The organism is Croceitalea sp. MTPC6, assembly GCF_036985525.1.
In the GTDB taxonomy this organism is placed as follows: domain Bacteria; phylum Bacteroidota; class Bacteroidia; order Flavobacteriales; family Flavobacteriaceae; genus Croceitalea.
In genome coordinates this window covers 190,864-205,802 of record NZ_BTGR01000002.1, presented here as the reverse complement: position 1 = coordinate 205,802, position 14,939 = coordinate 190,864, and the positions used below count along the sequence as shown (strand labels likewise).

At 37.4% G+C, this 14,939-nt stretch carries 12 protein-coding genes; 5 read left to right on the top strand and 7 right to left on the bottom strand.

The window, feature by feature from the left end:
- Nucleotides 1-4 precede the first annotated feature (4 nt).
- Both radA and AACP56_RS05335 read left to right on the top strand, forming a co-directional pair.
- On the top strand, nt 5-1,366 hold the full coding sequence (gene radA / locus AACP56_RS05340) for a DNA repair protein RadA (RefSeq protein ID WP_339336580.1): 1,362 nt from the start codon (nt 5-7) through the stop codon (nt 1,364-1,366).
- 36 nt (nt 1,367-1,402) lie between these two features.
- Nucleotides 1,403-3,574: an outer membrane protein assembly factor BamB family protein gene (locus AACP56_RS05335; RefSeq protein WP_339336578.1), complete on the top strand. Its 2,172-nt coding sequence runs from the start codon at nt 1,403-1,405 to the stop codon at nt 3,572-3,574.
- On the opposite strand, the gene AACP56_RS05330 is transcribed toward AACP56_RS05335, so the two are convergent.
- The 4 genes from AACP56_RS05330 to katG all read right to left on the bottom strand — a co-directional run bounded on the left by AACP56_RS05330 (nt 3,571) and on the right by katG (nt 9,460).
- Nucleotides 3,571-4,611, bottom strand: a complete 1,041-nt coding sequence (locus AACP56_RS05330; RefSeq protein WP_339336576.1) for an NADP(H)-dependent aldo-keto reductase — start codon at nt 4,609-4,611, stop codon at nt 3,571-3,573. The two genes, AACP56_RS05335 and AACP56_RS05330, sit on opposite strands and share 4 nt — an antisense overlap.
- A 31-nt stretch (nt 4,612-4,642) precedes the next feature.
- Nucleotides 4,643-6,205 carry an FG-GAP repeat domain-containing protein gene (locus tag AACP56_RS05325; protein WP_339336574.1) on the bottom strand — a complete coding sequence of 521 codons (1,563 nt, stop codon included), beginning with the start codon at nt 6,203-6,205 and terminating at the stop codon, nt 4,643-4,645.
- An 8-nt stretch (nt 6,206-6,213) separates the two neighbouring features.
- On the bottom strand, nt 6,214-6,975 hold the full coding sequence (locus tag AACP56_RS05320) for an exodeoxyribonuclease III (RefSeq protein WP_339336572.1): 762 nt from the start codon (nt 6,973-6,975) through the stop codon (nt 6,214-6,216).
- Between the two features lie 286 nt (nt 6,976-7,261).
- Nucleotides 7,262-9,460: a catalase/peroxidase HPI gene (katG, locus tag AACP56_RS05315; RefSeq protein WP_339336570.1), complete on the bottom strand. Its 2,199-nt coding sequence runs from the start codon at nt 9,458-9,460 to the stop codon at nt 7,262-7,264.
- Nucleotides 9,461-9,664: 204 nt separating this feature from the next.
- Here katG and AACP56_RS05310 point away from each other — a divergent pair, with 204 nt between their 5' ends.
- Both AACP56_RS05310 and AACP56_RS05305 read left to right on the top strand, forming a co-directional pair.
- Nucleotides 9,665-10,342 carry an HNH endonuclease gene (locus AACP56_RS05310; protein WP_339336568.1) on the top strand — a complete coding sequence of 226 codons (678 nt, stop codon included), beginning with the start codon at nt 9,665-9,667 and terminating at the stop codon, nt 10,340-10,342.
- 187 nt (nt 10,343-10,529) lie between these two features.
- Nucleotides 10,530-10,895, top strand: a complete 366-nt coding sequence (locus AACP56_RS05305; RefSeq protein WP_339336566.1) for a hypothetical protein — start codon at nt 10,530-10,532, stop codon at nt 10,893-10,895.
- A gap of 58 nt (nt 10,896-10,953) precedes the next feature.
- Here AACP56_RS05305 and AACP56_RS05300 read toward each other — a convergent pair whose 3' ends face one another.
- Genes AACP56_RS05300 through AACP56_RS05290 form a run of 3 tightly spaced genes read right to left on the bottom strand, consistent with a single transcriptional unit; the run spans nt 10,954 to nt 14,122 of the window.
- A complete protein-coding gene (locus AACP56_RS05300; protein WP_339336564.1) occupies nt 10,954-11,628 on the bottom strand; it encodes a class I SAM-dependent methyltransferase in 675 nt (224 codons plus the stop codon).
- Between the two features lie 18 nt (nt 11,629-11,646).
- Nucleotides 11,647-13,188, bottom strand: a complete 1,542-nt coding sequence (locus AACP56_RS05295) for a glycine--tRNA ligase (protein WP_339336562.1) — start codon at nt 13,186-13,188, stop codon at nt 11,647-11,649.
- 37 nt (nt 13,189-13,225) lie between these two features.
- A complete protein-coding gene (locus tag AACP56_RS05290; RefSeq protein WP_339336560.1) occupies nt 13,226-14,122 on the bottom strand; it encodes a hypothetical protein in 897 nt (298 codons plus the stop codon).
- A gap of 81 nt (nt 14,123-14,203) precedes the next feature.
- Here AACP56_RS05290 and AACP56_RS05285 point away from each other — a divergent pair, with 81 nt between their 5' ends.
- On the top strand, nt 14,204-14,857 hold the full coding sequence (locus tag AACP56_RS05285; protein WP_339336558.1) for a ComF family protein: 654 nt from the start codon (nt 14,204-14,206) through the stop codon (nt 14,855-14,857).
- Nucleotides 14,858-14,939: the final 82 nt, after the last annotated feature.

Here is a 14,939-nt window from a genome sequence, read left to right as displayed (position 1 = left end):
GTTTATGGCAAAGACCAAAACAGCTTTTTTCTGTCAAAATTGTGGCACTCAATACCCAAAATGGATTGGGCAGTGTACATCCTGCAAACAATGGAACACTGTTGTTGAAGAGGTGGTCCAAAAAGAAGAAAAAAAGGCTTGGAAAACCAATTCAAGTACCCTTCAGAAAACTTTTAAACCTTTGCGGGTTAATGAAATAAGTAGTGATAAGGAAATTCGAATCAATACTCAAGATATTGAGTTTAATCGTGTTTTAGGAGGAGGTTTAGTCCCGGGCTCATTAACATTGCTTGGCGGAGAACCTGGAATTGGAAAAAGTACATTATTACTTCAAATCGCTCTTAAGTTAGCTTACAAAACGCTCTATGTTTCTGGTGAAGAAAGTGAAAAACAGATTAAGATGCGCGCAGATCGCATTCATCCAAATTCTGAGAATTGCTTTATCCTAACCGAAACAAAGACTCAAAATATCTTTCAGCAAATCGTAGCCTTAGAGCCAGATTTAGTTGTTATAGATTCTATCCAGACCTTACATTCAGATTATATTGAGTCAGCCGCAGGTAGTATTTCTCAAATACGTGAATGTACTGCAGAGCTGATCAAATTCGCTAAGGAAAGTAATACTCCCGTTATCCTAGTTGGGCACATTACTAAAGATGGAACTATTGCCGGACCCAAGATTTTAGAGCACATGGTAGATACTGTTCTACAATTTGAAGGTGATCGTAATTATGTGTATCGGATTTTACGCTCTTTAAAAAACAGATTTGGCTCAACTGCAGAATTAGGGATTTACGAAATGCAAGGCAGTGGCCTTCGTGAGGTGAACAACCCCTCTGAAGTTTTAATCTCAAAAAATGACCAAGAATTAAGTGGCACGGCCATCGCAGCAACCGTTGAAGGTATGCGCCCTTTACTTATAGAAATTCAAGCTTTAGTAAGTACTGCAGTTTATGGAACACCTCAACGTTCAGCAACTGGTTTTAATGCTAAACGTCTAAATATGTTGCTGGCTGTTCTAGAGAAAAGAGCAGGGTTTAAGCTTGCTGCAAAAGATGTTTTTTTAAACATTACAGGTGGAATTTCCATTGATGACCCAGCTACCGATTTAGCTGTTATAGCGGCAATTCTTTCAAGTAATAGTGACATTCCCATCGAAAAGGGAGTTTGTTTTGCGGCTGAAGTAGGTTTAGCAGGTGAGATAAGGCCAGTGCAGCGTGTAGACCAACGTATTTTAGAAGCAGAAAAACTTGGATTTCAAACAATTTATGTTTCCAAAAACAATAAAATTGGATTAAAGAAAACCCAAATTCAAGTGAAATTAGCTTCAAAAATAGAGCAAATCGTAATAGAACTCTTTGGCTAGAAAAGTCCTTATCTTTAGGAAACCAATCAGCCGATAATGAAAAAAATCTTCTCATATTTTCTACTTGGAACAGTCATTTTCTCGACTTCTTGCAAAAAAGATGATACCAACAATTCTGAACAGGCAGACTATAGCAATTGGAATGATTATCTAGGAGATTCTGAAAGGTCTCACTACAGTAAATTGACCGAAATTGATACTGTTAACGTACAACAATTGGAACTGGCTTGGAGCTATAAAAGTGGTGGACTTGAAGAAGGCAGGACTACACAAATACAGACCAATCCATTAGTTGTAGGTAACAAACTCTTTGGAGTAAACGCAGCAATAGAATTGTTCGCTATTGATGCAAAAACTGGAGAGGAACTTTGGAAATTTGAACCCAATAGTAAAGACAATTCAGGCTTAGGTTTAAATCGTGGGTTGAGTTTTTGGAAATCCAACTCAAACGAGCAAAGTCGTTTATTTTTCACTTCTGGAAGCAAGTTATATGCGGTAAATATTAAAGATGGAAAAGCAATATCATCATTTGGAAATAACGGAAACATTGATTTAAGAGATGGTTTAGGTCGTAATCCTGAAAAGCTATCTGTGGTCGCCAACACTCCAGGAGCTATTTATCAAAACACCTTGGTCATGGGTACACGTGTTGGTGAAGGTCCTGGTTCTTCTCCAGGTCATATCCGAGCATACAATGTCTTAACTGGCAAAATAGAATGGACATTCCATACTATCCCCCAACCAGGTGAATTTGGTTATAACACTTGGCCAAAAGATGCTTATAAGACAGTTGGTGGAGCAAATAGTTGGGCAGGAATTGCCATGGACCAAGAAAGAGGAATTGCATATGTCCCAACTGGTTCTGCAGCTTTCGATTGGTATGGTGGGGATAGACATGGTGAAAATTTATTTGCAAATTCACTTTTAGCGCTTAATGTAAAAACTGGTGAACGTATTTGGCATTTTCAATTTGTACATCATGATATTTGGGATAGGGATTTACCAGCTCCTCCAAATCTTTTTGAAATGCATCGTGATGGAAAAAAAATTCCTACTGTTGCACAAGTGACTAAAAGTGGCCATATTTTTGTTTTTAATCGTTTGACCGGTGAACCTTTGTTTCCTATTGAAGAAAAACCATATCCAAATTCACTTTTAGAAGGAGAACAGGCACATCCAACACAACCCTTACCAACAAAACCAAAACCTTTTGCAAAACAATTACTAAACGAAGCTGATTTATATGCCCCAAATCAGCCTGCATTTGTGGATGATTTTGTGGACAAAGACCAAAATATAAATCCGCCAACTGTCTTGGATAAATTCAAACAGATTACTTCTAAGGGGCAATTTATACCCATTGACACCACTGGTGTTTTGTTATATCCAGGTGCTGATGGTGGTGCTGAATGGGGCGGGGCTGCATTGGACCCGACCAAAGGAATTATGTATGTGAATTCTAATGAAATGGCTTGGATTGTACGAATGAAAAAAGTAGGAAGTAAAACTGGTGAAAAATCAGACTTTGGTGGTTCCTTAACCCAGATTCATTGTGCTCGCTGCCATGGGGGTGAATTACAAGGTTTAGGCGCAATCCCAGAACTACACAATGTGAAAGCGCGTTTTTCCGTTGATTCTATTCAAAAAATCATTGAAAATGGAAAAGGTGCAATGCCAGGAATGCCAAATCTATCCAATAATGAAATAGAAGGTATTTCCAATTATATTTCTGGAATAGAATCCACAACAGACCATCGTGTGAAAGAAAGTTCCATCAAAGTACCTTATGCAGTAGCCGGTTTTGGTCGTTTTAAAGATAATCGAGGGTTTCCTGTAATGAATCCACCATGGGGAACGCTAAATGCGATTGATTTAAATACGGGCGAATACCTATGGAAAATTCCATTCGGTCATGAAGAAGATTTAAACGACCCTAAATATCCTGTATCCGGCTTAGAAAATTATGGTGGCCCCGTAATAACTGCTAGTGGTGTCTTATTCATTGCTGCCACAAAAGATGAAAAGTTTCGTGCCTATAGCATGAAATCTGGGAATCTCCTTTGGGAGAGTAATTTACCAGCAGGAGGTTACGCTACACCCGCAACCTACGAAATAGATGGAAAACAATATGTGGTTATTGCTTGTGGTGGCGGTAAAATGGGCACAAAATCCGGGGATGAATATCGTGCTTACGCATTGCCAGATTAAGGCGCAGGATTAGGAATCTCATTGTGTATTGCTTCAATCCCTTCCAAAACTTCAGCTGACAAATCAATATTAATGCTATCAATGTTTTCCTTTAATTGCTCCATGGATGTTGCACCAATAATGTTACTGGTTACAAAGTTCCTAGTATTGACAAAAGCAAGTGCCATTTGGGTCAAAGACAAATCATGTTCCTGTGCTAAATCATAATATTTTTGGGTTGCGGTCATAGAGTTTTCACCACTATAGCGATTATAATTGGGAAACAAAGTAACTCTCCCTTTACGTGGTTTTTGTCCACCTAAATATTTCCCGCTCAAAACACCAAAACCCAGAGGAGAATAGGGCAATAATCCTATTTTCTCTCGTATGCAAACTTCAGAAAGTCCTACTTCAAACAATCGATTTAATAGATTATATGGATTTTGAATCGTGACCATTCTAGGCAAGTCTTGATGAACTTTAGCTTCTTCTAAAAAACGCATAGCTCCCCATGGGGTTTCATTAGAAATACCTACATTTCTTATTTTACCTTCTTTTACCAAATCCCTCAACGTTTCCAATATCTGATGGATATTATCCTCCCAAAAATCTGGAGAATCTGCATTAAAACCGCGATGACCAAAAAAGTTGGTATTTCTTTCTGGCCAATGTAGTTGGTACAAATCTATATAATCTGTCTGGAGTCTTTTTAAACTCCCCTCTACAGCTGTAAGAATAGAATCTCTACTAAATCCTGTAGTTCTTATAAACTTGGTATAATCCCCAGGACCCACAACTTTACTGGCTAAAACTATTTCTTCTCGCTTACCTGTTTTTTTAAACCAATTCCCTATAATCTCTTCGGTAACCGCGTACAGTTCTTTTTTTGCAGGAACAGGATACAATTCTGCGGTGTCAAAGAAATTAATCCCCTGTTCCACAGCATAATCCATTTGTTCATGACCTTGTTCTTCCGAATTTTGGCGACCCCAAGTCATGGTCCCCAGACAAATTTTACTTACCCTAATTTTAGTATGTGGAATAAAGGTATATTTCATTAAGACAATTTTTTTGTAAACTTAAATAATTCTATAGCTGTGTGAGTAATAAAACCTGAGGAAAAGAAAAATTACCTGTGCTGTTAGTTATGCTCATCATTTCATTAATGTCATAAATAAAAGTGCCTAACATAACGTCTTTTTTACCATCTAAATTAAAATCTGCCACCTCCATTGTAAGCCAATTCCCGTGTATAGAATTATTAATAAAAGCTGGTTTAAAATTCATGTTCCCAATATTTTCTAAGTAAATCAAACTTTCTTCCGCTTTTCTGTTTTCTGAATATTTGGCAAAAAAAGAAGCTGCCACTATGTCCAAATCGCCATCCTTATCAAAATCTTCGGCCATGGCTTTTCCACAATCATACATTGGGAAGAAAAAAGATTCTTCAAAATTATCTGCACCATCATTTAAATAAATCCTAACACCATGGTATGGCTTTTCTATTGCTGAAAAATCTCTATTATCACCATTGGTAACCATTAAGTCTTGATATCCATCCTCGTTAAAATCATGTAATTCAAAATAGCTTGTGCCATTAACTGGAGAGAACTTAAGTACTATTTTTTCATCAAATTTCCCATCTCCTTGGTTATAATAAATCATTATTTGTTCTCTTGCTTGAGTCATCAAAGCAACTATATCTATTCTACCATCATTATTTAAGTCTTTAGCTTTTGCTTTTCTTGTTCCTGGCAAATAACTCAAAATATTTTCTTCTTCTTTTTTAAAATCATTATACAAGGATAGCGTGCCTTGGTTATGCCCAAAATTGCACACAAGTGCATCTAGTTGACCATCATTATTAAAATCTTCAATCTCAAAATTAACAGGTCTTTTTAGTTGGGAAATGGTCTTTCCTTTGTTTGATTTATCTAATGGCCCAAGACTTCCTAAGTATTGGTCCGATGGTTCTATTTTTCCAATAGTCAATAGAAAAGGGTTGTCCTTTATCGTGAAGTCTATATCAGATGCGGGGCTCTCAAGTTTCATATTTTCTGTGATATTACCAACTGCATCAATTGCATAAAAATTCAGGTAATCCCCAATGTAAAGTTTTGAGTTAGCTTCATCATATTCCAAAAGGGTTACATGTGGCAATGTGCTTTTTCCAATCTCAATAGACTGAAGTGCAAATGGAAATTCATTCGTTTTAATAGTTTCATCTCTTTGGATGACAGCTAGTTCTTGAGGCGCGTTTTCTAGATAGTAGTCTCTAATTAAATTCCATTCATCCTTTTTTATAACAGGCTTCTCTGGATAAACATTCATCTTTTTAATCGCTGGTAATTCTGAAGGGTCTATCCCATCATACCAATTTTTACCTTCAACTTTTAACCCAAGTCTAAAAGCCATATTAGGTAAAACCGTAGTCTCCCAAGTCTCTTTATCTAACTCTTTTGGTTCTGGAAATTTATGACAAGATGAACAATAGATTTTTGCTAAATCTAAGCCCGTTCTTTGTTCCTTGGGATTGGGAAACACTTCTTGATATCCAAAATCACTTTTTGGTTTCTTTATTTTATCTAAAAAAAGAACCCCAACAATCATAGAAACAACTACAAAAACAGAAAAAACTATGTTTTTTGTCATAAGCAATTTTAATCTATCTCTAAAAGAATAGGGCAATGATCACTATGTCTAGCTTCGTTTAGAATTACGCACCTCTTTAATCTGTTTTTTAAAGAATCGTTGACCATACCATAATCCAATCGCCAGCCTTTGTTGTTGTTCCTAGCATTTGCACGATAGCTCCACCAAGTATAGTTATGGGGTTCTTTATTAAAATGACGAAAGCTATCAATAAAGCCACTCTCGATAAAGTTACCTATCCACTCGCGTTCAACAGGCAAAAACCCTGATACATTTTTTAACCCGACCGGATTATGGATATCTATTGCTTTATGACAAATATTATAGTCTCCACAAACAATTAGATTTGGATGGGTTTTACGAAGCTTATTGGCATACTTCTGAAAATCTGCCATATAAGTAAGTTTAAATTCCAACCTGTCCATATTACTACCAGAGGGTAGGTACATGCTCATTACAGAAAGGTCTCCAAAATCCGCTCTAATATTTCTTCCTTCAAAATCCATGTAATCTATTCCTGTGCCATACTCCACATGGTCAGGCTCTTTTCTGCATAGAAGTGCAACCCCGCTATATCCTTTCTTTTGGGCACTGAACCAATAGTTGTATTTGTATCCTGCAGCTTCAAAAAGTGAGACATCCACTTGCTCTTCCATGGCTTTTGTCTCCTGTATACAAACTACATCTGGGTTTACAGATTGTAACCATTCTATTAACCCTTTGTTTAATGCTGCACGGATACCGTTTACATTGTAGGAAACAATTTTCATTAATCAAATTTTGTTTAAAAATAGCTAATTTTAGTGCTTATCATTTACCTTAATTCATCAAAATAAAACCCATGTCAACTATATAGGATTTAAGACCAAAAATCTTAAGAAAACAATCACCAAAGCTGGCGGAAAGATAAGTCAAGATATTTCCTCCTTCCCTAGCGGAAGTCGTTTTCATTTTACAGATTCTTCGGGAAATGATTGGCCATTTCGTTTGAGAAATAAATAAAAAAGCACCCCAATAAAATCAGGATGCTTCTTAGCTATACTTATTTTGGAGTAATTACTTTAAATCAAAACGGTCTGCATTCATCACTTTGGTCCAAGCGGCAACAAAGTCTTTTACAAACTTTTCATTTGCATCATCAGTACCATAGACCTCAGCAACTGCTCTTAGCTCTGTATTGGAACCAAAAATCAAATCTGCCCTAGTTCCTGTCCAAGCTACATTCCCGGTTCTTCTATCACGACCTTCAAAAATGGTTTGACTATCATCAGTAGCTTCCCAAGTATAAGTCATGTCCAATAGGTTTTTAAAGAAATCGTTGGTTAAACTTCCAACGCTATCTGTAAACACTCCATGCTCAGAGCCATCATAGTTTGCCCCCAAAACACGCATTCCACCCACTAGAACTGTCATTTCTGGAATGGAAAGTGCCATTAAGTTCGCTTTATCTACCAATAGGTCTTCTGCCTTAATATCTAAATTAGCATTAAGATAGTTTCTAAATCCATCTCCCAAAGGCTTTAGGTAATTGAACTGCTCAATATCTGTTTGTTCTTGGGTTGCATCACCCCTGCCTTGTGCAAAAGGAACTGAAATATTGTGCCCAGCATTTCTAGCAGCTTCTTCCACACCAGCCGTACCAGCCAATACAATTAAATCTGCCATTGAAACGGTATCCTTAAATTCTTTTTGGATCCCTTCTAGCACATTCAATACTTTATTTAGCTCTTCTGGATTGTTCACTTTCCAACTACGTTGCGGCTCCAATCGTAAGCGTGCGCCGTTAGCCCCTCCTCTTTTATCAGAGTCTCTATACGTTGAGGCTGAAGCCCAAGCAGTTTTCACCATTTCTGAAACAGTTAAGCCAGATGCCAATATCATCTTCTTTAAAGAATCGATATCTGAATCGCTCAAGGTGTAATTCACTTTAGGAATTGGGTCTTGCCAAATCAGCTCTTCACTAGGAACTTCCGGTCCTAAGTAACGGTCAATCGGTCCCATATCCCTATGTGTAAGCTTATACCAAGCACGAGCAAAAGCATCTTCAAAAGCGGCATGGTCTTCATGAAAACGCTTTGAAATTTTAAGATACTCAGGGTCGGTTTTTAACGCAATATCCGCAGTGGTCATCATCAAGGCTTGTTGTCCGTTAGGGTCATCTGCCGTTGGTGCCATTTTTGCTTTAGATGCTGCTGTTGGTGTCCATTGATGCGCTCCTGCTGGACTTTTGGTCAATTCCCAATCGTAGTTCAATAAAACATCAAAATAATCTGCATCCCATTGGGTTGGGTTGGGTGTCCAAGCACCTTCAATTCCACTAGTGATAGTATTTTCTAAAACACCACTTTTGTAGGTGTTTTTCCATCCAGTACTCATCTGCTCAATGGAAGCTCCATGTGGTTCTGCACCCACATATTTGTTGGGGTCTGCAGCTCCGTGCGCTTTACCAAAAGTATGTCCTCCTGCAACTAATGCAACGGTTTCTTCGTCGTTCATTGCCATACGTCCAAAAGTTTCACGAACGTCATGGGCTGAACCCATTGGGTCTGGATTCCCGTTAGGACCTTCTGGGTTTACATAAATCCAACCCATCATCACAGCAGCGAGTGGATCTTCTAGATCCCCTTCTGCATATCTATCTTCATTGGCACCCCACTCTGTTTCGCTACCCCAGTATACATCTTGTTCTGGCTCCCAGATATCTTCTCTACCTCCTGCAAAACCAAAAGTTTTAAAGCCCATAGATTCCAAGGCACAGTTACCTGCCAAAATCATTAAATCTGCCCAAGAGATTTTTCTTCCGTATTTCTTTTTAATGGGCCACAACAAAAGCCTCGCTTTATCAAGGTTCCCATTATCTGGCCAGCTATTGATTGGAGCAAAGCGTTGGTTACCGGTTCCTGCGCCACCACGACCATCACCCACTCTGTACGTTCCTGCGCTATGCCATGCCATACGAATCATAAACCCACCATAATGACCATAATCTGCAGGCCACCAATCTTGCGAGTTTGTCATTAAATCGATTACTTCTTGTTTGAGTTCGTCATAATTGATGCTGTTAAATTCAGCTGCGTAGTCAAAATCTTCACCCATAGGGTCAGATTTTGTAGCATGTTGCCTAAGAATATTCAATTTTAATTCATTTGGCCACCAATCTCTGTTTTTTACGCCACCCCCACCAGTAGCATTTTGTTTTCCACTTAAAAAAGGACATTGGCTTGGGTCGCCATTTCCATTGTGCGCATCGCTCATAGTATGTTGATTTTTTGATTTACGTAATTAATACCCTTAAAAGTAATGCTCTTATAATAAAATAAAAGTGGCAACTAATTTTTTTGGTTTATTCTATCATTAGGAATGCTTATGCTTAAAGTAAAATAGCGTTGGTTTTGGTTATCTTAGTTCCGTACATAAAAGATATATATACAATTGTTAGGTAGTATAATCGAGTAAGTCATGAGCAAACCATGGAAAGATGACGAGTTAAAATCTGCTATTGAGGCTTACATATTCATGCTCGAAAAAACCAGAAATGGCGAGAAACTCAATAAAGCTAAGACTTATCGAGAATTAGCATTGAAACACGGTCGCGATGCTAATGCATTTGAGTATCGGATGTCCAATATCTCTTATGTTTTAGCTCTACATGGTAGACAATGGCTTAAGGGACTTTCACCTCTATCAAATGCTGGACACAATATAGTTACAAGAATGGAGTCAATTCTTAGTAAAATTGAGAATAGACCAATTAACCATTCTGTTATAGTTGAGTCCAAGGTTAATCAGGAGCTATCCAAAACTAAGCTATCAGAACCTAGAGGTAAAATTAAACCGAAAAAGTCAATCTCAGAAGGTATAGTTTACGATAGAGACCCTTCAGTAAAAGCTTGGGTATTAAAAATAGCAAAAGGAGTTTGTGAATTATGCAATAACAAAGCTCCATTCAAGTCTGTTGGCGGGGTGGAATTTTTAGAAGTTCATCACGTAGTTAGGCTGGCTGACGGAGGTCCAGATGTGATTGAAAACGCCGTTGCATTATGTCCAAATTGTCATCGTGAAATGCACTATGGAATAAAACAGTTTGAAAAAATGGAAGTAATTTATGGTAATGTCGGAAGATTAAAGAGATTCTAACGCTGCCTAACAATGGCTATAACTCATGGTTCCCCGCTTGGTCATTTTTTCCTAACTTCAATTAACTAAAAAATGTCTGGCGCTGGCCACGAAGCCATAGCCAAAGCCGATGGTGTAGCATACGCCTGTGACTTTGAGCAATTATTAAATACCATGAACAGAATTGGAATTCAATTTATTGTTGAAAATGTTAAGGAATCTATTGATTTCTACTCAAAAAAAGTTAGGCTTCAATATCGACTGGATTGGTGAAGGACCTTTTTTTGCGATTTTAAGTCGTGATAATTTTAGTGTGCTTTTAAGGCAGTTAAAGCAAAAAAACCTGTCTAGACCCAATAGGGTTCCTTTTATAGAATCCGGCTGGCATACTAAAGGTCAAGAAGCCTGGGATGCTTATATATGGGTTGATAATGCAGATGTATTATTTGAAGAGTTTTCAGAGAAAGGAGTTTCAATCATTAAAAGTTTACAAAACACTGAATATGGAAACAGGGATTTTGAAATTGAAGATTTAGACGGCTATATTCTTTGTTTTGGTCATCACCGTCAATAAATAAAATTTACTCCCTCAGTTTTCATTTAAGGTTAATCCGAGTAGTGGTTATTATTCTTTAAGTTTTGTATAAACTCGTATCAACAACACCTTTCCCATCCTCTAAAACAACAGAAGATAATACTGTTTTCTCCTTTATTTTTAAATTAAATGGCGGAGCTAATAGGTTCACCCCACTTTTCTTATTTAATCGAATTCCTTGTCCTGAGATAATATCCTTATTAGGTATAAAATCACCGTTGGGTAAGTGTTCTGTTACAATTACATATTTAAAATTTACCAGCTTGGAAACTATATTTTGAATTTCAGCATTGGACAAATGTTGCAATACTTGTCGCAGCAATGCGCAATCTCCAGGGGGCAAATCAGTGGTTGCAACATCTAAACAGTGGAATTCTAAGTTTTCTGCTCTAAAATTTTCTTTATTATATGCAATTAGTTCGGGGACAATATCTACTGCAACATACTTTTCAGCATGTTTTACCAATTGCTTGCCCACGTTAAAATCCCCACAGCCTAAATCACATACTATAATTGGATTTTTAAAGGAAGTTAAAAAAGAGGTGACAGCTTTTAGGTAAGGATTTACAATTTCTGGTTCATGCGAACCCTTCCCAGAATAAAATTGGGTATGATTATCTCCCCAAAGTTTTTGCTCGTAAATCTGTTCCATGGCATCTTTCGTGGGCCATGGTTTTTTTATTTTTCTAACTTTGTTAGTGTCCTCCTTCAAAAAAGGAAATATTAGGTTTTAGATACGTTTTAACCATTCTCGCATATCAACTTCTTTGGCGATAATACCTTTTACTTCAGAGAGTTTTACGCGCTGTTGTTCCATAGTATCGCGGTGACGAATGGTGACAGTGTCATCCTCTAAAGTCTGGTGGTCTACAGTAACACAAAATGGGGTTCCATTGGCATCTTGACGACGGTAGCGACGCCCTACGGCGTCTTTTTCGTCATAGGCCACGTTCAAGTCCCACTTCAATTCATCAACCAATTTTTTAGCAACTTCTGGTAAGCCATCTCGTTTGAGCAAAGGAAGTATAGCTGCTTTGGTTGGTGCTAAAACTGCAGGTAACTTTAAAACCGTTCTTGTAGTGTTGTTTTCCAACTCCTCCTCTTGAAGTGAATTAGAGAATACCGCTAGAAACATTCGGTCCAAACCTATTGAGGTTTCTAATACATAAGGCACATAGCTTTTATTTTCCTCTAGGTCAAAATACTGGAGCTTTTTACCTGAATGTTTTTCGTGCTGACTTAAATCAAAATCAGTTCTTGAGTGAATACCTTCTAATTCTTTAAACCCAAATGGGAATTTAAATTCGATATCTGCAGCGGCATCTGCATAGTGAGCCAATTTTTCATGGTCATGAAAACGGTAATTATCCTCACCCATTCCTAACGATAAGTGCCAGTTCATTCGCTTTTCTTTCCAAGTGTCATACCATTCTTGTTGAGTGCCTGGTTTTATGAAGTATTGCATCTCCATCTGTTCAAACTCACGCATTCTAAAGATAAACTGGCGCGCCACAATTTCGTTACGAAAAGCTTTTCCGGTTTGGGCAATCCCGAATGGAATTTTCATTCGACCCGTCTTTTGAACATTCAGAAAGTTCACGAAAATTCCTTGCGCTGTTTCTGGGCGTAAGTATAAATCCATTGCTGAATCCGCCGAAGCTCCTAGTTTTGTACCGAACATGAGATTAAATTGCTTTACATCGGTCCAATTTTTAGAGCCAGAGAGTGGACAAGCGATTTCCAATTCTTCAATCAATGCTTTTACATCAGCCAAATCTTCATTTTCCAAAGATTTTCCCAAACGCTTTAGGATTCCATCTGCCTTTTCTTGATAACCAACTACACGTCCATTGGTTTCCAAAAACTGTTTTTTATCAAAGCTGTCACCAAAACGTTTAGCCGCTTTAGCTACTTCCTTATCAATCTTAGCTTCAATTTTAGCCACATAGTCTTCTACCAAAACGTCCGCACGGTAACGTTTTTTTGAATCTTTATTATCAATTAAAGGATCATTAAAAGCATCAACATGGCCAGAGGCTTTCCAAGTGGTAGGGTGCATAAAAATGGCCGAGTCCAAACCAACGATATTGTCATTGAGTTGTACCATCGCCTGCCACCAATATTCTCGAATATTCTTTTTGAGTTCTACCCCATTTTGGGCATAGTCATAAACAGCACTTAACCCATCATAAATTTCACTGGATTGAAATACATAACCGTATTCCTTAGCATGTGAAATTACCTTCTTGAAAATATCTTCTTGATTTGCCATTGGGCAAAAATAGTACAATGGTCAAAAAGAGTGAAGTTTATTTTAATTGAAATTCTGTAGAGGAAAGTAGGCGCTCATCCTCAAAAACATTTAAGGTATAAATGCCTTCTTCCAAAGAACCTTCTGGAACCGTAATTGCATCACAAACGCTGATTTCTTTACCCAAGTAAACCAGTTCCACTCGCTTACTGTAAGTATTACCCCCAACAGAAACAGTTGTTGCATTATCTTCAATAATGGTCATATTGGGTCCTAAAAATTGGAAATAAATAACTTTTACATTTCCTCTTTCATTTGGATTGCCGAGAACGGTAACACAACCACGAAGTTTTTCAATTGTGGACGCCTTATTGGTATTTAGAGGTCTGCCAGCACGCAAACGGAAGCCCGCTCCCTCAGCATTGCTCATTTTTAAATAACTCTTTACTTTGAGTTCTTTAGCCAATTCTTTGTTTTTTTGGCGCTGTAAGGCTTCAGCCTGTTCCAATGAGGTGGTTTTCCCTCTTAATTCTTGAATCTCTCTACGCGTTTTTTCATACTTATCCACTAAAAGGCTATTGTTATAACGTAAGAAATTGTTCTTCACTTTTAAACTATCAAACCTTAGTTCCAAAACTCGGAGTCGTTTTTGGCTTTCTTTAAGTTTAACGATACTGAAGTTTAACCTACCTACCGAATCTAAAAGCTGTTGTACACGAGTGCGCGATGTCTGTAGTTCTATATCATTAACTTCATTAAGACCAGATAACCTATCTACCTCAACTTTCATTAATGTCAAATCCTTTACCAAGAGTTCTTTCTCGTCTTCTAAATACTTTAATTGAGAAGTAGATTGGGCATAACTGTAGTAGAAAGCGATTAGAATAGCGATAATGACCGCAACTAATGCCGTAAGAATTATTTTATAATTGAATTTAGTATCTTGAGATTCCATCGATAAGAAGCTAATTCAGTAGGTAAAGATTTGACATACTACAGGTTTTCAAAGATAATAAACGATATTAACTACATCCTATTGCCAAAGCTTTGTTTTGGATGTAATACCCAATTATATAGAGGAGAACACCTACTGTGTACCGTTTGTCGAAATGATTTACCGATTACCGATGATAACTTTCTGAAAGAGAACAGGGTAGACCGTATATTTTATGGGAGAATTCCTGTTAAAAAGGCTGGAGCCTTCCTTTTTTTCTCCCAAAATGGTATTGTAAAACAACTTTTGCATCATTTAAAATATAAAAACCAAGAACTGATAGGGGATTTTTTAGGTACTTGGTACGGAGAAATTTTAAAAGAACAAGGAGGGTTAGAAGGCATAGATATGGTAATTCCAGTACCGCTACACCATAAAAAACTTAAAAAACGAGGGTATAACCAAGTTGATGCTTTTGGTGAACAGCTCGCAAAACAACTAGGAGTTCCATTTCTAAAAAATATATTGATCAAAACGGCCAATACTAAAACATTAACGAAGAAAAGCCGATTCAACAGGTGGATGAGCACAAAGGAACTATATAAAATATCCGACTTTGAGCTTTTGAAGAACAAAAAAGTTCTATTGGTAGACGATGTTATTACCACTGGTGCGACTATTGAATCCTGTGGTTCTGCTTTATTAAAAATTGAAGGCTTAGAACTTTATGTAGCTTCCATGGCTATAGTCCCTTAAACTTTTAATGATACTTTAACTATCAAAGTTTTCTAAAATTGAAAGTCATTAATTCTATAATACTGGAAGATGTTGTTTATTT

Coding starts and splice junctions, on each gene's coding strand:
- radA (WP_339336580.1), top strand. CDS start 5: ATGGCAAAGACCAAAACAGCTTTTTTCTGTCAAAATTGTGGCACTCAA.
- AACP56_RS05335 (WP_339336578.1), top strand. CDS start 1,403: ATGAAAAAAATCTTCTCATATTTTCTACTTGGAACAGTCATTTTCTCG.
- AACP56_RS05330 (WP_339336576.1), bottom strand. CDS start 4,611: ATGAAATATACCTTTATTCCACATACTAAAATTAGGGTAAGTAAAATT.
- AACP56_RS05325 (WP_339336574.1), bottom strand. CDS start 6,205: ATGACAAAAAACATAGTTTTTTCTGTTTTTGTAGTTGTTTCTATGATT.
- AACP56_RS05320 (WP_339336572.1), bottom strand. CDS start 6,975: ATGAAAATTGTTTCCTACAATGTAAACGGTATCCGTGCAGCATTAAAC.
- katG (WP_339336570.1), bottom strand. CDS start 9,460: ATGAGCGATGCGCACAATGGAAATGGCGACCCAAGCCAATGTCCTTTT.
- AACP56_RS05310 (WP_339336568.1), top strand. CDS start 9,665: ATGAGCAAACCATGGAAAGATGACGAGTTAAAATCTGCTATTGAGGCT.
- AACP56_RS05305 (WP_339336566.1), top strand. CDS start 10,530: ATGTTAAGGAATCTATTGATTTCTACTCAAAAAAAGTTAGGCTTCAAT.
- AACP56_RS05295 (WP_339336562.1), bottom strand. CDS start 13,188: ATGGCAAATCAAGAAGATATTTTCAAGAAGGTAATTTCACATGCTAAG.
- AACP56_RS05290 (WP_339336560.1), bottom strand. CDS start 14,122: ATGGAATCTCAAGATACTAAATTCAATTATAAAATAATTCTTACGGCA.